Origin of the sequence: Kocuria sp. KSNUG (assembly GCF_049532735.1) — a bacterium.
In the GTDB taxonomy this organism is placed as follows: Bacteria; Actinomycetota; Actinomycetes; order Actinomycetales; family Micrococcaceae; genus Kocuria; species Kocuria rhizophila.
Genome location: NZ_CP150981.1, coordinates 1190872 through 1214520, shown reverse-complemented (window position 1 = coordinate 1214520; position 23649 = coordinate 1190872). Strand labels below are relative to the sequence as shown.

At 71.7% G+C, this 23649-nt stretch carries 15 protein-coding genes; 7 read left to right on the top strand and 8 right to left on the bottom strand.

Translation table 11 applies throughout. The features are described 5' to 3' along the window. Positions 1-55: 55 nt before the first annotated feature. Positions 56-613, top strand: coding sequence for a gamma carbonic anhydrase family protein (locus AABM36_RS05215; RefSeq protein WP_423447697.1), 558 nt, complete (start codon positions 56-58; stop codon positions 611-613). 84 nt (positions 614-697) lie between these two features. Here AABM36_RS05215 and purH read toward each other — a convergent pair whose 3' ends face one another. Both purH and purN read right to left on the bottom strand, forming a co-directional pair. Then, complete coding sequence (purH, locus tag AABM36_RS05210; RefSeq protein WP_423447695.1) at positions 698-2308, bottom strand: bifunctional phosphoribosylaminoimidazolecarboxamide formyltransferase/IMP cyclohydrolase; 1611 nt, start codon at positions 2306-2308, stop codon at positions 698-700. Between the two features lie 199 nt (positions 2309-2507). Further along, positions 2508-3065, bottom strand: a complete 558-nt coding sequence (gene purN / locus AABM36_RS05205; protein WP_423447693.1) for a phosphoribosylglycinamide formyltransferase — start codon at positions 3063-3065, stop codon at positions 2508-2510. Positions 3066-3139: 74 nt separating this feature from the next. Here purN and AABM36_RS05200 point away from each other — a divergent pair, with 74 nt between their 5' ends. Further along, positions 3140-3733, top strand: a complete 594-nt coding sequence (locus AABM36_RS05200) for a hypothetical protein (protein ID WP_141564915.1) — start codon at positions 3140-3142, stop codon at positions 3731-3733. 37 nt (positions 3734-3770) lie between these two features. Here AABM36_RS05200 and AABM36_RS05195 read toward each other — a convergent pair whose 3' ends face one another. Further along, positions 3771-5837: a DUF6350 family protein gene (locus tag AABM36_RS05195; protein ID WP_192807219.1), complete on the bottom strand. Its 2067-nt coding sequence runs from the start codon at positions 5835-5837 to the stop codon at positions 3771-3773. Positions 5838-5954: 117 nt separating this feature from the next. Here AABM36_RS05195 and AABM36_RS05190 point away from each other — a divergent pair, with 117 nt between their 5' ends. Both AABM36_RS05190 and AABM36_RS05185 read left to right on the top strand, forming a co-directional pair. Continuing rightward, positions 5955-7139 (top strand): glycosyltransferase family 4 protein, encoded by a 1185-nt coding sequence (locus AABM36_RS05190; RefSeq protein WP_035885227.1) that lies wholly within the window; start codon positions 5955-5957, stop codon positions 7137-7139. Between the two features lie 370 nt (positions 7140-7509). Beyond that, positions 7510-7806, top strand: a complete 297-nt coding sequence (locus AABM36_RS05185; protein WP_019310221.1) for a hypothetical protein — start codon at positions 7510-7512, stop codon at positions 7804-7806. Between the two features lie 122 nt (positions 7807-7928). Here AABM36_RS05185 and AABM36_RS05180 read toward each other — a convergent pair whose 3' ends face one another. From AABM36_RS05180 to AABM36_RS05165, 4 genes are all read right to left on the bottom strand, one after another. After that, complete coding sequence (locus AABM36_RS05180; protein ID WP_019310222.1) at positions 7929-9515, bottom strand: GMC family oxidoreductase; 1587 nt, start codon at positions 9513-9515, stop codon at positions 7929-7931. Between the two features lie 172 nt (positions 9516-9687). Beyond that, positions 9688-11181, bottom strand: coding sequence for an aldehyde dehydrogenase family protein (locus AABM36_RS05175; RefSeq protein ID WP_019310223.1), 1494 nt, complete (start codon positions 11179-11181; stop codon positions 9688-9690). After that, a complete protein-coding gene (gene betT, locus AABM36_RS05170; protein ID WP_019310224.1) occupies positions 11178-13319 on the bottom strand; it encodes a choline BCCT transporter BetT in 2142 nt (713 codons plus the stop codon). The genes AABM36_RS05175 and betT overlap by 4 nt, the downstream gene beginning before the upstream one ends. 141 nt (positions 13320-13460) lie before the next feature. After that, entirely contained in the window at positions 13461-16580 is a 3120-nt protein-coding gene (locus tag AABM36_RS05165) for a hypothetical protein (protein WP_423447689.1), read from the bottom strand. Positions 16581-16752: 172 nt separating this feature from the next. Here AABM36_RS05165 and AABM36_RS05160 point away from each other — a divergent pair, with 172 nt between their 5' ends. The 3 genes from AABM36_RS05160 (at position 16753) to purU (ending at position 22591) form a co-directional block, all read left to right on the top strand. After that, positions 16753-19743: a DEAD/DEAH box helicase gene (locus AABM36_RS05160; RefSeq protein ID WP_259920084.1), complete on the top strand. Its 2991-nt coding sequence runs from the start codon at positions 16753-16755 to the stop codon at positions 19741-19743. 199 nt (positions 19744-19942) lie between these two features. After that, entirely contained in the window at positions 19943-21109 is a 1167-nt protein-coding gene (locus AABM36_RS05155) for a VIT1/CCC1 transporter family protein (RefSeq protein ID WP_259920086.1), read from the top strand. A gap of 609 nt (positions 21110-21718) precedes the next feature. Then, entirely contained in the window at positions 21719-22591 is an 873-nt protein-coding gene (gene purU / locus AABM36_RS05150; RefSeq protein WP_047978764.1) for a formyltetrahydrofolate deformylase, read from the top strand. Between the two features lie 121 nt (positions 22592-22712). Here the strand turns inward: purU and sucD are convergent, their stop codons facing one another. Further along, entirely contained in the window at positions 22713-23630 is a 918-nt protein-coding gene (gene sucD, locus AABM36_RS05145) for a succinate--CoA ligase subunit alpha (RefSeq protein WP_047978763.1), read from the bottom strand. Positions 23631-23649: the final 19 nt, after the last annotated feature.

The window sequence follows — 23649 nt, the reverse complement described above, 5'->3', positions numbered from 1 at the left end:
GCGACGCCGCCCGGGCGGGCACGGCGGCGTCGTGACCCGCACTAGACTGTGGTCCATGACCCACAGTGCTTCTCCCTCGCCCGACGCCGCCCGCGTACCGCTCATCCTCTCGTACGGCCAGAGCCGCCCGGTGGTCGCGGAGACGGCTTTCGTGGCGCCCAACGCGACCCTCGTGGGGGACGTCTCGGTGGGCGCGGGCGCGGGGATCTTCTACGGCGCCGTGGTGCGCGGGGACCGTTCCCCGCTGCGGATCGGGGCGAACTCGAACCTGCAGGACAACGTGACCGTCCACTCGGACCCGGAGCACCCCACCACGATCGGCGAGCGGGTGAGCGTGGGCCACGGCGCGGTGGTCCACGGCTGCACGCTGGAGGACGACGTCCTGGTGGGCATGAACGCCACCGTGCTCAACGGCGCCGTGGTGGGCAGCGGAAGCCTCATTGCGGCGGGCGCCGTGGTCCTGGAGGGGACCGAGGTGCCGCCGGGCTCCCTCGTGGCCGGCGTCCCGGGGAAGGTGCGTCGGGAGCTCACGGGTGAGGAGCGCCGCGCGGTGAGCCGCAACGCCCAGCACTACATCGTGCTCTCCCGGGAGCACCGCGCGCTGAACGCCTGACCGGGAAGCCCCCGAACACCACGGCGGCCCGGACTCGTGCAGTCCGGGCCGCCGCCGTGCCTCCCGGCTTCCAGCGGGCGCAACTCAGTGGAAGAAGTGGCGCGCTCCCGTGAGGTACATGGTCACGCCGGCGGCCTTGGCCGCCTCGACGACCTCCTCGTCCCGGATGGAGCCACCGGGCTGGACCACGGCGCGCACACCGGCGTCCAGCAGCACCTGCAGCCCGTCCGCGAACGGGAAGAACGCGTCCGACGCCGCCACGGCACCGCGGGCGCGCTGCGCACCGTCCTCGGCGAGCGTGTTGGCGCGCTCCACGGAGAGCCGGCACGAGTCCACGCGGTTGACCTGGCCCATGCCGATGCCCACCGAGGCGCCCTGGTTCGCGAGCAGGATCGCGTTGGACTTCACCGCGCGCAGGGAGCGCCACGCGAACTCGAGGTCCGCGAGGGTCTGCTCGTCCGCGGGCTCACCCGCGACCAGGGTCCAGTTCGCGGGGTCGTCACCGGGGGCGTCGAGGCGGTCCGCCTGCTGGATCAGCGCGCCACCGGAGACCCCGCGGACCTCGAGGGGATCCCGGTCGAAGCCGTCGGGCAGGGCGAGCAGGCGGATGTTCTTCTTGGCGGAGAGGATCTCCAGCGCCTCGGGCTCGAACTCCGGTGCCACGACCACCTCCGTGAACACGGGCTTGAGGCCGCGGGCCATCTCGGCCGTCACAGGGCGGTTGGCGGCCACCACTCCCCCGTAGGCGGAGAGCGGGTCGCACGCGTGCGCCTTGAGGTGGGCGTCCGCGATCGGGTCCGTGGCCCCGGGGGTGGCCACGGCCACGCCGCACGGGTTGTTGTGCTTGACCACGGCCACGGCCGGCTGCTCGTAGTCGTAGGCGGCACGCAGGGCGGCGTCCGCGTCCACGTAGTTGTTGTAGGACATGGCTTTGCCGTGCAGCTGCTCGGCCTGCGCGATGCCCGGCGAGGCGGCGTCGTCCGTGTAGAGCGCGGCCTTCTGGTGCGGGTTCTCGCCGTAGCGCAGGGACTCCGCGCGCTGCAGCGCGAGCCCGGCGTAGGGCGGCCAGAAGTTGGCCTCGGGGTCGTGGTCGAACTGCTGCGCGGTCCAGGTGGCCACGGCGGTGTCGTAGGCCGCGGTGTGGGCGAAGGCGGCCGCCGCGAGCCTGCGGCGGGCGGCGAGGTCGTAGCCGCCCTCCTGGGCGGCGCGCACCACGTCGGGGTAGCCCGCGGGGTCCACCACCACGGAGACGGCCGCGTGGTTCTTCGCGGCGGCGCGCACCATGGAGGGACCGCCGATGTCGATCTGCTCCACCACGGCGTCCTGGCCGGCACCCGAGCGCACCGTGTCCTGGAAGGGGTACAGGTTCACGACCACCAGGTCGAACGGCTCGATCTCCAGCTCCGACAGCTGCTGCACGTGCTCCGGCCTGCGGCGGTCCGCGAGGATGCCGGCGTGCACGCGCGGGTGCAGGGTCTTGACCCGCCCGTCCAGGCACTCCTGGAACCCGGTGACCTCGGCCACCTCGGTCACGGGGACCCCGGCGGCCTGGATGGTCTTCGCCGTGGAGCCGGTGGAGACGATGTCCACGCCGGCGTCGTGCAGCCCGCGGGCGAGCTCCTCGAGGCCGGTCTTGTCGTACACGGAGATCAGGGCGCGCTTGAGCGGCACACGGTTCAGGTCGGAAGTGTTCACGGACTCTCCAGGAAGACGTGGGGACGTGTGGTCCGGCGCGGTCCGTGCGGACGCGCCGCGAGCGGCGCGCCGTGGTCCGGGAGCCGCGGCTCCCGGAGGGGCCCGCCCCGGCGCGGGGCGACGGTGCGGGGCACCGCAGGACAGCGCCCGGACCAGTCTACGGCCGCGGCCGGACGCGCCGCCCGTGCGGCGGGCCGGGTCAGCGGGCGAGGTCGGCGAGGCAGTCCACGAGCAGCTGCCGCTCGGCGGTCTTGATGCGCTCGTGCAGCGTGTCCTCGGTGTCCTGCTCCCGCACGGGCACCGCCACCTGCGCGAGGATCGGCCCCGCGTCCACGTCCGCGACCACCTCGTGCACCGTGGCGCCCGTGAGCTTCACGCCGTAGACCAGGGCGTCACGCACCGCGTGCGCCCCCGGGAACGAGGGCAGCAGCGACGGGTGCGTGTTGACCACGAGCCCGGGGAACGCGGCCACGAACTCCGCGTCCACGATGCGCATGAAGCCCGCGAACACCACGCGGTCGGCGTGGTGGGAGGCCACCGCGCGCTCCAGGGCGCGGTTCCACTGCGCCCGGTCTGGGTGGTCCGCGGGGCGCACCAGGAACGTGGGGATCCCGGCGGCCTCAGCCCGTTCGAGCCCCGTGCACGGCCGGTCGGCGCCCACCGCGGCGATCTCCACGGGGGCGTCCCCGTGGTGCAGGTCGTCGATGACCGCCTGCAGATTCGTGCCGGACCCCGAGACCAGAACCACTATGCGCATGGGCCCATGCTAACGGCCGGGCCGGCCCGCGGACCCGGCGGAGGCACCCCCGCGCCTCGCCTACAGTGGTGGTCATGCAGGATTCGCCCCACCGCGGCACGCCGCCCCACGACAACGCTCCCGGCTCCCCCGATCCCTCGGGCCGTTCTGCGGCGGATGCCGCGCGCGTGAAGCTCGCCGCCACCGCGGCCGGGCTGGCCGTGCTGGCCTCCGCCTTCGTGAGCGGTGACGTGTGGGCCACGGTGCTCGGGATCGTCCTGGCCGTCGCGGGTGTGGTCCTGGGCATCGTGGCCCTCGCCCGGCTGCGGGGTTCCGCGGTCCGGCCCCTGGTGGTCTCCCTGTCGGTCATCGCGATCCTGTGGGGCACGCTCAACGCCTTCGGCGGCGGCAGCCGGCTGCTCGTGTGGCCGGCATCCGAGGCGTTCCAGGAGTGCACGGACCGGGCGCTCACGCTGTCCTCCACGTCGCAGTGCCAGCAGCAGCTCACCGACAACGTGTGGCGCCACCTCTCGGGCGATCCCGTGGAGACCGGCTTCCCCACGCAGCAGCCCTCGCCCGATCCCTCGGCGTCCGCCTCGTCGTCGCCCTCGCCGTCCGCGACGACCACCGGTACCGGGTCACCCGCCGCCACCCCGTCGAGCACCCCGTCCGGCACGCCCTCCGGCTGAGGCGCCGGGTGGGGCCGAGGGTCCGTCACGCGGGGAGCTAGCGCTCGTTCTCCCGGTCCATCGCGGCGAGCCGTGCGGCCTTGCGCTTGGCGGACCGGCGCTCGGCCCGACGCCGCTTGGCCTCCTCCCACGCGGACACCGCTGGTCGGTCCTCGGGCTCGGCACCCCGAGACGCCGCGGTGGACCCGCCGGTCGGGCGCCCGGCACGGGGCGTTTCCTCGCCCGGCCGGCCGGCCGTGACGGGCCGGTTGCGGGGCTCCATGGCGCTCCCGGGCTGCCCCGGGTTGCGTTCAGCGAGCGCCGAGGGTCCGTCGAGAGCACGTCCCGCGGTGCCGTCCGCGTCCTCCACGCCGGACGCGCCCGACGCCGCGGCGTCCTGTGGGGCGGGTTGCGCCCGGTTCCCGCGTCCCCCCAGGCGCCATCGTCGCGCACGGGGCGCGGGTTGCTCCGAGCCGTCCTCGGCGATCGTCTTCGCATCCGCGGGGTCCTCGGCGGGGCCGTCGACGACCCGGGTGACGGGGGCCGGGGCATGAGCCGTCGAGCCTCCGCCCGCTGCACCGCGAAGAGCGGAGATCCGGGTGCTCGAGCTCCGGGCGGCTGAGGAGCGGGGCTCGGGGACGCCGGCGTCAGAGTCCCAGGACGCCGGATCAGCGGTGCCCGCCGGTTCGGGTGCCCCGTGCCCGCCGCTCCCGTGCGGCGCGGGGGCCGGGACGGCGTCGTCGTCCGCGGTGGACCGCGCCCGGGAGCGGTAGCCCTCGTGCTCGAGCCAGGGCCCGAGCAGGTAGCCCACGGCGGCACCCACCGCGAGCTCAGCACCCAGCCACAGGAACACGGATCCGGCGTGCGGGCCGAAGTCCGTGAGCCGGCCGATGCCCAGCGAGCCGTGGGACAGCCACGCGAGCACCGAGACCAGCCCAGCTCCCACCGCCGCGATGAACACCACGGTCAGGATCGTGGAGAGCAGGAACGTGATCCAGCGCAGGGGCAGGCGGATGGCCATCCAGTCGTCCAGGTGGTTCTCCCCCTCCCGGCAGAACCACCAGCCCGCGAGCAGCCCGGCGATCACCGGAATCGCCAGCACACCCGGGGCGAAGGCCCACGGGTCGCCGGTGGGCACCGCCGCGAGCACCGGCACCTCGGGCAGGGGGCCGAGCGCGGTCTGGAACGGAGAGGTGAGGGTCCCGGTGCCCAGGGAGAATCCTGCGCCCGTGGCCCAGGCGAGTGCCCAGACCACCATGTTGGGCAGGTACCCGAGCTGCAGCGCGGTCAGGGCGGTGTCCCCCGCGGGATCCGTGCCGAGGTCCTGGTAGACGGCGAGGACGGCGTCCCAGTTCCAGGCGAGAGCCGCCGCGAGCAGCAGTGCGCCTCCCGCCACGGCGGCCACGGCGGCCAGGAAGCCCGCGCGGATCACGGCCCACACGTAGGAACCGGCCCACCGGGAGTACTGGCTCGTGCGCTGCAGCCAGGACGCGGCGTCGGCTCCGAGGACGGCCGCGAGGGAGCGGGAGACGCTCCACCCGCCCACCAGGGTTCCCAGTGCCACGGGCACGAGGGGACAGAGGGCCGCGGCCACGAGGTCCACCGAGACCTCCTCCGTGCGGCTGAGCAGACCCACGAGTGCGCCGAACACCGCGTAGCCGACCATGCCCGCGACGAACGGCAGCAGGAACTGGCCGCGCCAGCACGCCCGGGCGATCCGTCGTCCGGCAACCACCGAGAGGCCGAACGGGATCAGGGTGAGGCCCAGGGGGACCAGCGTGACGGTGCCACCGGTCTGCGAGAGACCCTCGACGGCCTGGATGGACAGTGGAGCCCCGTGGGACAGCAGCCACACCTGGCCCGCGAGCCGCAGGCTGCCCCCCGCGCCGAGGGTGTCCGAGCCGCCCGCGACCCAGACCGCGCCGAGCAGCAGGGCGCCCAGCAGCAGGCTCACCGCGGCGACCACCAGGAGTTCGATGACCCCCTGCAGCGGGAGGGGCATGGGGATGCCGTCGTCGCCGCGTCCGGGGCGGGGTTCGGCCGGGTCCTGGGCGGCGGAGGAGCCGCGGGCCCGCCAACGATCGCGTACGCCCGAGACGGCGCCGGGCACAGAGGGAAGTTTCATCTTCCCCATCCTCCCACGCCCGCGCCGTCCGTCCGGGCAGCGTTGTTCGTCCCGATTTCACCCGGGGGCCACCGTGGGGTGACGCTGCGGTGGGGCGCGGACCCCACCGTGGGAACCGTGAGAATCGCACTGGTGGCCGAACAGTTCCTCCCCCACGTCAACGGCGTCACCCACTCCGTGATCCGCGTCCTGGAGTACCTCCGCGACCGCGGCCACGAGGCCATGGTGATCGCCCCCTCGTACGAGAAGACCCTCTTCATGGGCTCGGTGGACCACGTGGACGGCGTGCGCATCGAGCGCATCCCGTCCCTGCCGCTGGCCGGGTACCCGGAGGTCCGGCTGGCCAGCTGCAGCGTGGCCCGCATGCAGCGCATCCTGAGCCGCTTCGCGCCGGACATCGTGCACGTGGCCTCCCCCTTCATCCTGGGCTGGCAGGCCATCCAGGCCGCCAACGGCCTCGGGGTGCCGTGCGTGGCCGTGTACCAGACGGACGTTCCCGGCTACGCCGCCCGCTACGGGGCCCCGGTGCTGGAGAAGGCCATGTGGTCCCACGTGCGCACCATGCACAACACCGCCACGCTCACCCTGGCGCCCTCCACGGCGTCCATCGCCGCGCTCCACGAGCACGGCGTGCAGCGGGTGCACCTGTGGCGCCGGGGTGTGGACACGGCCCGCTTCCGTCCCGAGCTGCGGGACCCCGCGTGGCGGGAGCGCGTGGGTGGCGGCCGGCGGCTCGTGGGATACGTGGGGCGCCTCGCCCCGGAGAAGCAGGTCGCGGACCTGGTGGTGCTGGACTCGCTGCCGGACACCCGCGTGGTCGTCATCGGCTCGGGCCCCGAGAAGGAGTCCCTGCGGGCGCTGCTGCCCAACGCCCACTTCGAGGGATTCCTCACGGGCACGGAGCTCGCCACCGCGATGGCCTCCCTGGACGTCTTCGTCCACCCGGGCGAGCACGAGACCTTCTGCCAGACCATCCAGGAGGCCATGGCCTCCGGCGTGCCCGTGGTGGCCGTGGGCCGCGGCGGTCCCCTGGACCTCGTGGACTCCTCCCGTACCGGGTGGCTCTACCGCCCCGGGGACACCGAGCAGCTGCGCGAGCGCGTCCGGGACCTCGTGGGCGACGACGCCAAGCGCCTCGCGTTCGCCCGCACCGCCCACCGCACGGTCCAGCCGCGCACGTGGGCCGGGGTGTGCGACCAGCTGCTCGAGCACTACGAACGGGCCCGCACGGTCAACGCGCGCCGGATCCGGGCGCGTGCCGGATCCGGCCTCGAGCGGACGGGATCTGCCGGTTCCCGGTGAGCATCCCCGGGGAACGGAGGATGTTCTGCGGTGCCGCACGTGCGCCCCGGCGTTCCCTTGCGGCACCGCGATTGCGGCAGATCTCGGCCACGCCGCACTCCCGCCATCCCGTGATCCGCGTCTCACGGGGTGCATTGGTTAAGTTTTGATGACATTCCCGGCCGGTCCCTGGCTCGCGCCCGGACGACCTGGCTACGCTCGAACCATCTTCACGAGATGCGCCTGCGCGAGGGCGGACACGCCCCTGCGCACCCCGAGCTCCAACTCGGCGCACGCCAACCCTCGGTCCAGGGGTGGATTGGATGACGAAGAGGCCGGGTCACACGCGTGGCTCCGGCAAGCAGCCAGAAAGCACAGAAGGCCACACACCATGAACAGCACAGCACAGCGACCATCGCACGGCACCGACGCCGGGACCGAGTCCCGCGAGCAGTGGGTGGACGTCACCGTCCGCGCAGACGTCGCCCACCAGCTCGTCTCCCTCACCGGGGCGGACGGCCACGAGCGCTCGTTCCGCACCGAGGACGTCCGCGAGCTCGCACTCGCCACCCAGCACACGCGCGGCCGGGGCCAGTGGTGCGCCAAGTACCGTCGCCTCCTCGTGCCGGGAGCGTCCCGGGTGACCGGCGGCATGCCGTTCTTCAAGCTGGAGCCGCTGCCGGCCTGAGCCGCCCCCACCGGGGCAAGGGCGCTCCGGCGGACGGCCGCCACCTGAACAGCACCGGGGCCCGGCACCACGCGCGAACCGCGCACGGTGCCGGGCCCCGGTCGTGTCCGGGAGCGGGCGGATCAGCGCCGGGTGCCCTGCCGGTCCTCGGCGATCAGCTCCGCGGCGCGCTCACCGATCATGTAGACCGTGATGTTGGGGTTCACGGTCACGAGCTCCGGCATCACGGACGCGTCCGCCACGCGCAGCCCGGTGACGCCCTTGACCCGCAGCTGGGGATCCAGCGGCGAGTCCGCGTCCTCCACCGGACCCATGCGGCACGAGCCTGCGGGGTGGTACACGGTGTTGTGGGTGCGGCGGATGTAGTCCGCGATCTCCTCGTCGCTCTGCACGTCCTCGCCCGGGAAGAGCTCCTTCCCGGCCCACTCGGACATGCCCTGCTGCGCCACGATCTCGCGGGCCCGGCGGATGCCCGCCGTCATGATCCGCATGTCGTAGCCCTCGGGATCCGTGAAGTAGCGGGGATCCACGCGGGGCTTGTCCCGGAAGTCCCGGGTGCGCAGCCGCACGGTGCCGCGCGAGCGGGCGTGCGTGACGTTCGGGGTCAGGCAGAACGCGTTGTCCGCCGTGGGGTAGCCCTGCCGGTAGGTGTGCATGTCGAAGTTCACGCTGCCGTAGTGCATCATCAGGTCCGGGCGGTCCAGGCCCTCGTCCACCTGGTCGAACACGCCGATCTCCCACCACTGGGTGGAGTCCTCCACCATGGGCTTCCTGGCCTCCCACTGGATCACCGCCTCCGGGTGGTCCTGCAGGTGGGAACCCACGCCCGGGGAGTCCACCAGGACGTCCACGCCCACCTCGGCCAGGTGCTCGGCCGGTCCGATGCCCGAGAGCATGAGCAGCTTGGGGGTGTCGATCGCCCCGGCGGAGACGACCACCTCGCGGCGCGCGGAGATGGTGTGCGCCTTGCCGAACGCGTTGTCGGTGACCTCCACGCCGGTCGCACGGCGGTCCTCGTCGAACAGCACGCGCTTGACCTGCGTGCCGGTGAGGATCGTGAGGTTCTCCCGGTCCTGCGCGGGGTGCAGGTAGCTCACGGAGGAGGACGAGCGGGTGCCGTCCTCCCGGGCGCTGATCTGGAAGAAGTTCGCGCCCTGGGCCACGGTCTTGCCGGTGTTGAAGTCCGCGCGGGGGATCCCGGCCTGCTCGGCGGCGTCCAGCAGGGCGACGCCGCTCGGGTCCGCCGGGGGCACGTTGCGCAGCCGCACGGGCCCGTCGTGGCCGTGGTGGGCGCCCGGGTCCTCGTTGTTCTCGAGCTTCTGGTACAGCCGGAACGCCAGCTCGGAGTTCCAGCCCTGCGCGCCGTGCTTCGTCTCCCACTCGTCCAGGTCCTCGGACGGCGCCCAGAACGCGATGCACGAGTTGTGGGACGAGCACCCGCCCAGCACCTTGGCGCGGGCCATGCGCATGAAGGAGTTGCCGTTCTCCTGCTCCTCCAGCGGGTAGTCCCAGTCGTGACCGGACTCCAGCAGCTCCATCCAGCGGTTGAGCTGCAGGACCTCCGGGTACCCGGCGTCGTGGTCGCCGGCCTCGAGCAGGGCCACGGTCACGTCCGGGTCCTCGCTCAGGCGGGCGGCGACGACCGCTCCCGCGGATCCTGCGCCCACGACCACGTAGTCGTACTCGGCAATGGTGTTCTTCTCGGTCATGTCTTCTCCCTTCGGTGGGTGCCCGACGCCGCGGTGCGGGACCGCGGCGTCGGTGCCGGTGAGGTGCTCCGGCGCGCCGGCCCGTCCAGCGGGCGGCTCAGCGCGCGGGGGGTTCCGTGCGTGCACACCGGCGCCGCGGCGTCGTCGTGCTCCGGTGGAACCCGCGGTGAGCTCAGTGCTGCGCGAACCAGCCGGTCACGGCGGGGCGGACGTTCTGGTAGACGTGCTTGGTCTCCTGGTACTCCCCCAGCCCGTCGTGGCCGAGCTCGCGGCCCACGCCGGACTGCTTCATGCCGCCCCACTCCGCCTGGGGCAGGTAGGGGTGGAAGTCGTTGATCCACACGGTGCCGTGGCGCAGCTTGCCCGCCACGCGCTGGGACTTGCCGGCGTCCTGGGACCACACCGCGCCGGCCAGTCCGTAGTGGGTGTCGTTGGCGATCGCCACGGCCTCCTCCTCGGTCCGGAAGGTCTCCACGGTCACGGTGGGACCGAAAGCCTCGTCGTGCACGCAGTCCATGTCCGGGGTGCACTGGTCGATCACCGTGGGCAGGTAGAAGAAGCCGTCCTCCAGCCGCAGGGAGCCGTCCGCGGAGGGGCCCTCGGCGAACGCGCCGCCGCAGCGGATGCGGGCGCCCTGCTCGCGGGCGTGCTCCACGTAGGCGTGCACCTTGTCACGGTGGGCGGCGGAGATCAGCGCGCCGGTCTCGGCCTTCTCGTCGAACGGCCCGCCCAGCAGGATGGCCTCGGCGCGCGCCACGAGGTCGGCCACGAAGCGCTCCGCGATGGACTCCTCGACCACGAGCCGCGCCCCGGCGGAGCACACCTGCCCCGAGTGCACGAACGCCGCGTTCAGGGCGTTGTCCAGGGCGGCGTCGTAGTCCGCGTCCGCGAAGACCACGTTGGGGTTCTTCCCGCCCAGCTCCAGCGCCACCTTCTTCACGGTGGCCGCGGCCTCCCGGGCGATCACGCGGCCCGTGACGAGCCCGCCGGTGAACGAGACCAGGTCCACGCGGGGGTCCGAGGACAGCGGCGCACCGGCCTGCGCACCGGCACCCAGCACGAGATTGGCCACGCCCGCGGGCAGCTCGAGCTCCTCGAGCACCTGCATCATGAGGATCGCGGTGTGCGGGGTCAGCTCCGCGGGCTTGAGCACGAACGTGTTGCCCGCCGCGAGCGCCGGCGCGATCTTCCACGCGGCCTGCAGCAGGGGATAGTTCCACGGGGTGATGAGACCGCACACGCCCACGGGCTCGTGGACCACGCGGCTCACCACGTCCGGGTCCCCGGCGTCGACGACGCGCCCGGCGTCGTCCGCGGCGATCCGGCCGAAGTGGTCGAAGCAGCTGGCGATGTCCACCATGTCCTGCTGGGACTCCTCGATCCGCTTGCCGGTGTCGAGGGACTCGGCGCGGGCGAACTCGTCCGCGCGCTCGCGCAGCCGGGCGGCCACGCGCAGCAGGAACGCGCCGCGCTCGGGGGCCGGGACGCCGGACCAGCGGCCGTCGTCGAAGGCCACGCGGGCCGCGCCGATCGCACGCTCGGTGTCCCGGGCCGTGGCCTCGGCCACGACCGCGACCTCGATGCCGTCCGCGGGGCAGTGGATGGTGCGGGTCCCGCCGTCGAGCGCGGGGACCCACTGGCCGTCGATGTACAGGGTGTTGCTCATGCGTTGTCCTCCTTGGTCGGGGAGCTGTCCACCGGGGCACCGGTCTCGGCCGCGGGGAGGCCGATCTGGGTGCTGCCCGGGTGCTCGTGGTTGAGCCGGATGAATTCCAGGTGACGCTCGTAGCAGTCCAGGGCGTCGTTGATGAGCTGCTCGGCGGTGTAGCCCAGCACGTCGTAGCCCAGAGAACCCGTGGCCGTGAAGACCTCCAGGCGGTAGTAGCGGTCCGAGTCCGGATTGGTGCGGAACCCGCCGAAGCCGGGGGTGGGGAACGCCACCGGGTGCACCCGGTAGACGAAGTCCCGCTCCGGGGCCAGGTCCACCGACAGGCACACCTGCTGCAGGGACGGGTTCTCCTCGACCGCGTCGGTGACCACGGTGACCGCCGCCCCGGACCCGCGCAGCTCCGCGGCCAGCGTGTCCAGCGCGGGGGCGGCCACGTCCTGCACGTACCGCTGGGCCGCGCGGGCGCCGGGATAGCTGCCCAGCCGGGACAGCCGTGCCCGCCAGTGCGTGTCCCGGCCGGTGCGCCCGGCCACGGCCGAGCGGCTGGCCACCACACCGGACTCGGCGGTGCTGACCTCCACGCGCAGGGCCCGCCACAGCCCCACCATGATCAGGTACATCACCACGGAGAACGGCAGACCCATGATCAGGGTGGCGTTCTGCAGCGTGGTCACACCGCCCACCAGGAGCATGGCCAGGGTCAGCACACCCGTGCCCACGGCCCAGAACACCCGCAGCCACTTGGGACCGTCCTGGTTGGGGTCGTCGATCCTGGACGTGAAGTTGCTCATCACGAGCGCCCCGGAGTCCGCGGACGTCACGTAGAAGAGCAGACCCGTGAACGTGGCGATCGAGGCGGCCAGCGTGGCCCCGGGGTACTGCTCCAGCAGCGAGTAGAACGCGCGCTCCGGGGTGTTCATGGCCACCTCGCCGAACTCCGTGTTGCCGCCCACCACGAGGTCCAGTGCCGAGTTCCCGAAGATCGAGATCCACAGCAGGATGAACGTGAACGGCACGGTCATGGTGCCCACCACGAACTGGCGCAGGGTGCGGCCGCGGGAGATCCGGGCCAGGAACAGCCCCACGAAGGGTGCCCACGCGATCCACCACGCCCAGAAGAACAGGGTCCAGGCGCTCATCCACTCCTGCGGCGCCTCGTAGGCGAACGTGTCCAGGGTCATGCCCGGGAAGCTGGCGATGAAGTCCCCCACGTTCATCACGATGGCGTCCAGCAGGAACGACGTGCGGCCCGCGAGCAGGACGTAGAGCATGAGCCCGATCGCCAGCACGATGTTCAGCTCGGAGAGCCGCCGGATCCCCTTGTCCACGCCGGACACGCACGAGACCACGGCCATGCCCACGCCCACCGCGATCAGGGCCGTCTGCACGGCGAGGTTCTCGGGAACGCCGAACAGGGACTTCAGCCCGTAGTTCAGCTGCACCACGCCGATCCCCAGGGAGGTGGCCACTCCGAAGACCGTGCCCAGCAGCGCGGCGGTGTCCACGGCGTCGCCGGCCACGCCGTGGATGCGTTTGCCCAGGATCGGGTAGAGGGCCGAGCGGATGCTGAGCGGCATGCCGAAGCGGTACGCGAAGTAGCCGAAGGCCATGCCCATCAGGGCGTACATGGCCCAGCCGGTGATGCCGTAGTGGAACAGGGTCCACACGACCGCCTGGCGTGCCGCCTCGAGGCTCTCCCCCTCCCCCGAGGGCGGCGCGAAGTACTGGCTCACGGGTTCGGAGACGGAGAAGAACATGAGGTCCACGCCGATGCCCGCCGCGAAGAGCATGGCGGTCCACGTGAACATGTTGAACTGCGGTCGTGCGTGGTCGGGGCCCATGCGGACCTTGCCGCCGCGGCTCGCGGCCACCATGACCACGAAGCCGATCACGACCGTGGCGGTGAGGATGTAGAACCACCCCAGGCGGGAGGCCACCCAGGCCACGACGCCGCCGATCACGGCGTCGGCCTGCTCGGGGGCGGCGATGGCCCACGCGGACAGGCCGATGATGACCGCGGCCGCCGCGATCAGGACTCGCCAGTTGACGGGCAGCCGGGTGGTGTCGGAGGCGGCTGCGGTGGTGACCGCCGTGGCGCCGGATGCGGACGAGGGCGGGGTCGAGGAATCACTCATGGGAACGATCTCACGTCTGGGCCGGACGTTGGGCGACCCGGGGTCGAGGCGTCGTGTTACCGATAAGTAGCAAAATTTCGGCCCTCCCACCTTAGGGCAGGCCCCGGGCGAGGGCACATCCGTGCCCCCGCCCGGTCTCCGTCATCCGAGCAGCTTGGCCACGAGCGCGCTCGCGAACTCCTCGGAGACGTCTCCGTAGTTCAGGGAGAAGTCCTCGTCCACGAGCGTGGGCAGCAGACCGGAGCACAGCACCGCGGCGCGGGCGTACAGCCCGGGCAGGGCGGCCCCGATCGGCACGGACAGCAGCCGCAGCTCGGGGTCGTGGCTGACCAGGGCGATCCCCAGCTCCCGAGCGGCCAGGTGCTTGCCCAGCCCCGAGGACACCTGCCTGCCGTGTCCGGACTCCACGTCCTCCGCCGTGCGGAACACGTAGCGCGTCTTGTGGTGGTGGTTGATCCGGTACAGCCCGGGGGTGTTGCGGTCCTCCGTGGCCTCCCACGTGGCGTCCGCGGGCACGAACTTCTCCGCCACGCCGTTGTACTGCATCTCGCGCAGCGGCAGCCCGGCCACCACCGAGGACAGCTGCGGGAGGGTGTCGAGCATGACCGGCCCGGCGTCGTACACCACGTCGCACATCCCCTCGGGCAGCATGCGCCCCAGGGAGTCGAGGTCCACGTCCACCAGCATGGTGGTGGCGTGGTCCTCGGGCGAGAGCACGACCACCTCACCGCCCTGCGCGGCGACGGCGCGGGTCACGGCCTCCTCCTGCTCGGCCTTCCAACCGCCCGTGAGCAGCACGGAGCCGTCCACGAGCTGCGTCAGCGCCGGGGAGCAGACCTGCCAGCGGCGCACCGTCCAGTTCTCGTCCCGGATGGTCTCCAGGAACCCCAGGGCCTGCAGGTGGCCCACGAACCACTCCTCGAACCGCTCGGAGTCCTCCAGCTGGCGCGCCACGATCGACAGGCTCGAGCGCTTGCCGCCGCCCAGGAACGTGAGCATGTCCTTGAAGGGTGCCCAGGAACCGGGGTACTCCCCCTCCTCCGGACCGATGAACTGCAGGGCTTCCACCGAGCCGGTCTGTCCCACGGCGGAGAGCTTGGTGAGGCGGCCGGGGTAGCGCTTGGTGAGCCCGCAGAACGTGCACCGCCCGAACACCCAGGGCGCCTTGGCCTTGGGGTCCATGGGCGGCAGGATCACCTTGTGCTTGCCCGTGACCATGCAGGAGACGTCCGGGGCCGTGGGCAGCTCGTTGCTGCGCTCGGGGAACATCTGCCCCTCCACGGACTCCCAGCCCGCGACCTCGGGCACCTCGGCCTCCGGCAGCTCGGCCTCGTAGGGGGTCATGTTGTCGAACGAGCCCTGGACGTACTCGTCCGGGATCTCGTCCCGGGTGACCGCGGTGACCGGCCACAGGGTCTCCTCGGCCACGTGCACCATCTCCCCCTCGTAGCCCAGGGAGCGCTGCGTGATGTAGTAGGAGCTGTCCCGGACCCGGAACTCGAGCCGCTGCTTGACGGTGCGCCCGGAGCGCAGCACCAGGGTGTAGTCGTTGGGCTTGAGGTGACCGTGCTCGGTGGCCAGCTCGGTGGCGCCCAGGCTCACCTGGAACGGGGGCACGCGGGGTACGGTCAGCTTGGTGCTCATGAGCTTGAACGAGTGCGGGTTGCGCCACTCGCACTCCACGCTCAACGGGTCGTCGCTGTCGGAGGTCACGGTGAGCTGGGGCGGGCGCAAGGCCGAGAACCGCTCCACGTCCCCGGGGATGCGCAGGCCGCCGGAGAGCGTCATGGCCGGGACCAGGCGGGGCACCAGGGCGGAGAAGTTGTCGTTGACCGTGAGCGCGGGATCGCCCGCGCGCAGCACCTGGACGTCGTCGAAGAGCACCCAGCCCTCGGCCACGCCGTTCTCCCCCGGTTCGACCAGGCGGTAGTCCGGGGAGGCGGAGTCGTCCAGGATGGCACGGACCTGCTCGACCCACTCGGGCTCGTTGCGGACCATGATGCGGCACGGCCACGCCGTGGGGACGTGGTCCACGGACAGGAAGGTGTCCGAGTACGCGTCCTTGGCGAAGACCACCACGGGCCGCGGGTTGCGGGTGAGCGTGAGCTCCCCCGCGGTCACGGTCAGCTGGCCCGAGAGCAGGGTGTCGCTGGTCATGCGCGCGCTGTAGGCGGAGATCCCCAGGAACGCGTCCCCGATGTAGTTCAGGAACATGGTCCGCGGACCGGCCGTGGTGGCCAGGTCCACCTCGCGGCCGGGAACCAACCGCTTGGGCACCACGAAGCCCAGCTCGTAGACCGGGTTGCCCACGTAGTCCGTGCCGTCCGTGAGGGACAGGCCCGGGCTGCGCGAGCCCAGGTGCCGTGAGCCTCGGGTGGCCGCGGCGGCGTCGTCGTCCGGGGAGGACTCCCACGCGGCGAGCTGGGCGAGTGCCACCTGCAGCGCAGGGTCGCGGGTGAGCGGGTTGGACCAGATGCTGCGCATGGACTTGGAGGCGTCCGTGTCCGCGATGTCCAGCCAGAAGTCGATATAGATCCCGAGTTCCTGCGCGCTCATGCCCTGCGCCGTGGTGAGCTCCAGGTCCTCGAACATCTGGTGCAGCTGGCGCAGCTCCGAGGGGCCGAACAGCGTCTGGGACAGCGCCAGGCCCACGGGCCGGTGGTTCACGGCGTACGCGGAGGGCAGGCCCAGCTGCCCGTCGAAGGCCTCGAGCCAGTAGCGCAGGGCGTCCCAGTAGGTCTCCGAGTCCTTGCGCACCGAGGACTCCAGGGCCTTGGCGTTGTCCTGCCCCGCCTGCAGCAGCACCGCGAGCGGGAGGTAGAACGTGGACACGGACTTCTTGCCCGTGCGGGCCGCGAGCGCGGACATGTGCCGTCCCGCGAGGGACAGCAGGGCCAGCAGCGCCACGATCGGCGGCGGGCCAATCTTCGTGAGGTCCTCGAGCTGGCGCCGGGACATCCGGTACCAGACCTCGGTGAGCTTGTTGAACGCGTCGAACATCGAGCGGCGGGAGCCGTCCGTGACCAGCAGCGGCGTCACGGAGTCCGCGAGCGCCCGCAGGGTGGACGGCCCGTCCAGGCCGAATTCGGAACCGATCTGCTCGAGCATCTTCTCGTCCAGGTCCAGCTGGACGAGCTCCCCCGCCGCGCGGGGGCCGAAGAACGCACGCGCCACGGCGTCGTTCCAGCGCAGGTACTCGACTTCCTGGGGTCCGGATGCAATCGCGTGGTCTCCCGTGCGGAAACCGGCAGCGTCAGCCACAAATCCTCCGTCTGCGCCGTGGGCGCTTCAGTCGTCACAGTCACCTCGAGTATAGGAGTCCGGGCCGTGCCGTCCCACGGGGGCCCGGGCGGAGATTCCCACGACGCCGCCGGGCCGCCTCCGCGCGGGCCCTCGCGCAGCCGTGTCCGTACCGGGCGGTACCGTAGTGCGCATGAGTGACGCCGCGCAGTTCCCCGATGCCCGCATGCCGGGTGGGGGCCCGGACTGGCGCAGCGAACTCTCCCGCATCGTCCCCGGCACCGCCTCGGAGCGCGTGGTCTCCGACCCCGACGACGCCCCGGGCGTCGCACTCGAACTGGACCTCTCCCGCGTGCAGAACCGCGCCCCCAGGGCGTGGCGGAGCTCACTCGGGGAACTGCCCCTCGCACTGACCGCGCGGCCCGTGCTGCGCGGGCGCCGCGGCTGGGTGCAGAGCGGCATCGACTGGGGGAACCTGGCCTCCCACGTCCGCGCGGGACGGCTGGGCCCCGAGCAGCTGGACTGGTTCGAGGAGCTGCGCGCCCTGTCCGAGTCCCACCGGGGCAGCTACGCCGCCGAACGCCACCAGCTGCACGTGGAGCGCTACACCTCTCCCCTGCTGTGGCCCATCCTGTCGCGCGCCGACGCCCTGGGCATCCCCCTCGTGTCCCGCGGCTCGGGAGCCCCCGTGGTGCTGGAGCACGAGGGGCGCTTCGAGGTGCGGGTGGACCCGGGCGAGCACGGGGAGCTGAGCCTGCGCCCGCAGCTGATCGTGGGCGAGCACGAGGTGCCCCTGCGCTGGGCCCACATCATCGGTCAGCCCGGTCACGGGCTGTTCTACCCCGAGGCCTCCCCTGCGGCGCTCGAGGACGCCGAGGACCTCAACCGCTTCCCCCTGCACCTGGTGGCCCTGGGGACCCGCCTCAACCAGCAGCAGCGCTCCTTCCTGGACCGTGCGGAGGACCTCACGGTCCCGCAGGACGGGGTGGAGGAGTTCTTCGAGACGTACTTCCCCCGGCTGCACCAGAGCATGCACGTGACCGCCGGGGAGGACTCCCTGGTGCTGCCGCAGGTGGCAGATCCCGAGCTCGTGCTGACCGTCCACCACGACGACCTCACCGAGCGCGTGGAGTGGGAGTGGGAGTACCAGAAGGGCAGGGAGCGCGTGCGCCTGCCGTTCCGGCCCCTGGACCCGCTCGGGGACGAGGTCGTGGCGCGGGAGTCCCGCTGGGAGTCCTCCATGGTCCAGGCCGTGCACCGCCGTGTCCCGGAGCTGGACGTCAAACGCAGCTCCTACGCCGCCCAGGACGCCCTCACGCTGCTGCGGGAGTGGCTGCCGCGGCTGCGCGGCATCCCAGACCTGCGGATCGAGGAAACCGGTGGTGCCCCCGCCTACCGAGAGGTCTCCGAGCCCACCGAGATCACCGTCTCCACCGCCCCCACCGAGCACCACGACTGGTTCGGGCTGGGAGTCACCGTGAAGGTGGGTGAGCACTACCTGCCCTTCTCGGAGATCTTCCAGGCCCTGGACCGCGGCCAGGACGTGATGCTGCTGCGGGACGGGTCCTGGTTCTCCCTGGACCGCCCGGAGTTCGTCCGGCTGCGCGAGCTGATCGCCGAGGCCCGCACCCTGCAGGAGGACAAGAGCGCGCCCCTGGCCCTGAACCGGTACCAGACCAGCCTCTGGGAGCAGTTCGAGGACCTCGCCACGGACACGCAGCAGGCGGAGCAGTGGCGCACGGGCGTCCGCGCGCTGGCGCACCTGGACGAGATCCCGTCGCCCTCCGTGCCCGAGGCCCTGCAGGCCACCCTGCGCCCCTACCAGTACGAGGGGTTCCGGTGGCTGAGCTTCCTGTGGGAGCACGACCTCGGCGGGATCCTCGCGGACGACATGGGGCTGGGCAAGACCGTGCAGACCATCGCCGCCATGCTGCGCGCCGTGGCCCGCGATCCCCGGCTGCCACCGTTCCTGGTGATCGCCCCCACCTCCGTGGTGGCCAACTGGTCGGCCGAGCTCACGCGCTTCGCGCCGTCGCTGCGGACCACCGTGCTGACCAGCACCAAGGACTCCGTGGCCGACGCCGCGCGGGACTCGCACGTGGTGCTGACCTCCTACGCCCTGCTCCGTCTCGACGCGGATGCCTACCGCGGCGTCGAGTGGGCCGGCGTGGTCATGGACGAGGCGCAGTTCGTGAAGAACCCGCGGACCAAGGCCTACCGCGCCGTGAAGAACCTGAGGGCCCGCACCCGCCTGGCCATCACCGGCACCCCCATGGAGAACAGCCTCACGGAGCTGTGGTCGCTGCTGTCCCTGACCGCACCGGGGCTGTTCCCGTCCAAGAAGCGCTTCACCGAGCACTACCAGCGGCCCATCGAACGCGCGATGGACTCGGACGCCCTGGCCCGGCTGCGCTCCCGCATGAGGCCGTTCATGCTGCGCCGCTCCAAGGCGGACGTGGACCTCCAGCTGCCGCCCAAGCTCGAGCACGTGCTGGCCGTGGGTCTCAACCCCGAGCACCGCGCCGCGTACGACCGCCGGCTGCAGCGCGAGCGCGCCAAGATCCTGGGGCTGCTGCGGGACTTCGACAGGAACCGCTTCACGATCTTCCAGTCCCTCACCACGCTGCGCATGCTCGCGCTGGACCCCGCCCTGGTGGACCCCGAGTCCACCGCTGCCTCCTCCAAGCTGGACGTCCTCTTCGAGCAGCTCCCCCAGCTGCTGCAGGAGGGCCACCGCCCCCTGGTGTTCAGCCAGTTCACGAGCTTCCTGAAGATCGTGGCCCGGCGGCTGGACGAGGCCGGGATCGCCTACGCCTACCTGGACGGCAGCACCCGGGACCGCGCCGCGGCCCTGGACACGTTCCGCAGCGGGAAGGCCCCCGTGTTCCTGGTGAGCCTCAAGGCCGGTGGCTTCGGCATCAACCTCACGGAGGCCGACTACTGCTTCCTCCTGGACCCGTGGTGGAACCCCGCCGCCGAGAACCAGGCCGTGGACCGCACCCACCGGATCGGGCAGACCCAGAAGGTCATGGTCTACCGCATGGTGGCGCAGGGCACCATCGAGGAGAAGGTCATGGAGCTGAAGACCCGCAAGGCGGACCTCTTCTCCGCGGTGCTCGACGACGACCATGTGTTCTCCGCGAGCCTCGACGCGCAGGACATCCGCTCGCTCGTGGAGCCCTGAGCGCCGCACCACCGGCACCACACGGCGAGTTGGCACTGCAGCCAGAGCATGGGTCCGGCGCCCCGGCTCCCCGGCTCCCCGGCGCCCGTGATCAGGGGAACCGGGCCCGTGGTGCCGGTGGCGGCCACGGCGCGCGTCTCGACCCGAGCTTCGGGGCCCCGAAATCACCCGTGACGGCTCGTGCGTATGATCCGGAGACATGCCTGAGCCCACCAGCACGCACTCCCCCGTGCCCGGAACCGCCGAACCGACCCCCGCCCAGATCCGCAGGTGGCGCCACTACCTCGCGGACGAGCTTGCCGAGGCGCAGACCTACGAGCACCTGGCCCGCCACAGCACCGGGCGCCACGCGGAGATCCTGCACCGGGTGGCCGAGGGCGAGGGGCGCCACGCGGAGCACTGGCGCCGGCTCCTGGGACCCCACGCGCAGCGCACGGTCCGCCCCGGCCTCGAGGCGCGCATCCTCATGTTCCTGGCCAAGCACGTCAGCTCGGTCTTCGTCCTGGCGCTGCTGCAGCGCGCCGAGTCCCGCTCCCCGTACCGGGAGGACCCCGACGCCACCGCGGCCATGGCCGCGGACGAGGCCGTGCACGAGGAGATCATCCGGGCGCTGGCCACCGACGGCCGCACCCGGCTCTCGGGGAACTTCCGCGCCGCGGTGTTCGGCGCCAACGACGGCCTGGTGTCCAACCTCGCACTCGTCATGGGCGTGGGGGCCACCGGCACGTCCAGCTCGATGGTGCTCTTCTCGGGCATCGCCGGGCTGCTCGCGGGCGCACTGTCCATGGGGGCGGGCGAATACGTGTCCGTGCGCTCCCAGCGCGAGCTGCTGGACGCCTCGCAACCCACCCAGGTGACCCTCCGGGTCGCCCCGTCCCTAGACCTGGACGAGAACGAGCTCACCCTCATCTACCGGGCCCGCGGCATGAGCGAGGAGGCCGCGGAGCACCGCGCCGCGGAACGCCTCGGCCACTACGACTGCGACTGCGACCCCTCACTCTCGTTCCAGGACGAGAAGGCCCGCCGTGCCGCGGACCCTGGACAGGAGAGCGACGACGACGCCGCGGGCTCCGGCGAGCACGAGGCCCTCGGCACGGACCTGGGCGCGGCGGCGTCCAGCTTCTGCTTCTTCGCCTCGGGAGCGATCATCCCGATCCTGCCCTACATCTTCGGGCTCACGGGCGGAGTGGCCATGGTCGTGGCCATGGTCCTCGTGGGAATGGCCCTGCTGGTCACGGGTGGCTTCGTGGGTCTGCTCTCCGGCGCCTCCCCGCTCAAGCGGGGCCTGCGGCAGCTGGGCATCGGTTACGGCGCGGCCGTGGCCACCTACCTGCTGGGGCTCGTGTTCAACACCGGGGTGGCCTGACCCGCTCTCGCGGGCGCGAAGCGCATCGCCGCAGTCCACGGAAAGTATTGTCCCCTCTAGGGCCCACAAGTGCATCGGCTTGGCTCGAGAAATATGGCAATTCGCAGAGGTAAATAGTAGGGATATCATTTACTTTCTGCGTTTGCCCTAGTCACAGCAGGGTTCTCGACGCCCGGTCCGCTCGCACCCGCGAAGGGCGGGGGTACCCGTGTAGGTAAAGCGGTTCTTTGATTCTGCACAGCCTCCGAGCCATCTGTGAAATTCGGATATTCTGGACTCGTGGTTCGCTGAACCACTGCAACGGGAGACTTCGCACAGGGAAACCGCCACACCTGCACTGGGGGGTGCACTGTGGCCGGTGCTGTGCGTCGGTAGCCGCTCAGCCCACGGCTCGATCCCGTTGAGGCGTTATCGCCTGCCGGTGGCCGCTGGTTCTCTCACAGAGGCGCACCTCTCCCCGCGCCGGACGGGCTCCTACCGTCCGCTCACGCGGCCACCGGTCGATAACGCCCCTGTCCCGGCGATAAAATCGACGCCGGTCCACGGTGCCGCGGCCCTGCCGCCCCGCGGACCACCGATCCGTCCCGTGACCCCAGGAGCATCCCTTTCATGTCGGCCCAGCCCTCCACGCCCGACGAGCACGTCCTCACCGCCCACTGTCCCGAGGCCTACGGCCTCGTGAGCGCGGTGGCCTCCAACCTCACCAGCCAGGGCTGCGACATCTTCGACGTCAAGCACTTCTCCGACCGCCACGACGACCGGTTCTTCATCCGCTGCCACACCATCAGCGCGCCGGGCACCGTGACCACCGAGTCGCTGATCGAGGGCTTCCGCCCGGTGGCCCAGGAGCACGACATGCGCTTCCGGCTGGTGGACGCCCGCAAGAAGACCCGGGTGCTGGTGATGGTCTCCAAGATCTCCCACTGCCTGGCGGACCTGCTGCACCGGGCGCACGTGGGCTCGCTGCCCGTGGAGATCGTGGCCGTGGTCTCCAACCACACGGATCTGCGCCCGCTCGTGGACTTCTACGGCGTGCCCTTCCACCACGTGCCCGTCACCCGGGACACCAAGCCCCAGGCCGAGGCGGAGCTGCTGCGCCTCGTGGCAGCCCACGACACCGAGCTCGTGGTGCTGGCCCGCTACATGCAGATCCTCTCGGACGAGCTCACGCGGGAGCTCGCGGGACGCTGCATCAACATCCACCACTCGTTCCTGCCGTCCTTCAAGGGGGCCAAGCCCTACCACCAGGCCTACGAGCGCGGCGTCAAGATGGTGGGGGCCACCGCCCACTACGTCACCCCGGACCTGGACGAGGGCCCGATCATCGCGCAGGACGTGATTCCCGTGAACCACGCCCACACCCCCGCGGATCTTGTGGCCGTGGGGTCGGACGCCGAGGCACAGACGCTGTCCCGGGCGGCGAAGTGGCACGCGGAGGGCCGGGTGGTGGTCTCCGGCAACCGCACCATCGTGCTGGCCTGAGACCCGACCGGCCCGCCCCCGGAGCGACCACCCGCCCGCAACGAGAACGACGCCGCTCCCCCACCGAGGTGGGCGAGCGGCGTCGTTCTCAGCGCGGGTCCCGAACGGAGCCGGGCGCGACTCACTTGGTCTCGAAGATCTCCCGCATGAGCTGCGCGGTCTCCGAGGGGGTCTTGCCGACCTTGACCCCGGCGGCCTCGAGGGCCTCCTTCTTGGCCTGGGCCGTTCCGGAGGAGCCGGAGACGATGGCGCCGGCGTGGCCCATGGTCTTGCCCTCGGGAGCGGTGAAGCCCGCCACGTAGCCCACCACGGGCTTGGTGACGTTGGCCTTGATGAAGTCCGCGGCGCGCTCCTCGGCGTCGCCGCCGATCTCGCCGATCATCACGATGGCCTCGGTCTCGGGGTCCGCCTCGAACGCCTCGAGGGCGTCGATGTGGGTGGTGCCGATGACCGGGTCGCCGCCGATGCCGATGGCGGTGGTGAAGCCCAGGTCACGCAGCTCGTACATCATCTGGTAGGTCAGGGTGCCGGACTTGGAGACCAGGCCCAGCTTGCCCTTGCCGGTGATGTTCGCGGGCGTGATGCCCAGCAGCGACTCCTCCGGGGAGATGATGCCCGGGCAGTTGGGGCCGATGATGCGGGTCTTGGGCTTGCCGTCCGCACCGGTGTTCGCCTGGGAGTGGGCCCAGAACTCGGCGGAGTCCTGCACGGGGATGCCCTCGGTGATCACCACGACCAGCGGGATCTCGGCGTCGATGGCCTCGATCACGGCGTCCTTGCAGAAGGCCGGCGGCACGAAGACGATCGACGCGTTCGCGCCGGTCTCCTTCATGGCCTCGGCCACGGAGCCGAAGACCGGCAGCTCGACGGCGTTGCCGTCCTTGTCCTGGTGGTTCACGGTGGTCCCGGCCTTGCGGGCGTTGACGCCGCCCACGACCTGGGTCCCGGCCGCGAGCATGCGTGCGGTGTGCTTGGTGCCCTCGCCGCCGGTGATGCCCTGAACGATGACCTTGGAGTCCTTGTTCAAAAAGATCGACATGTCTTCTTCCTGGTAGCTC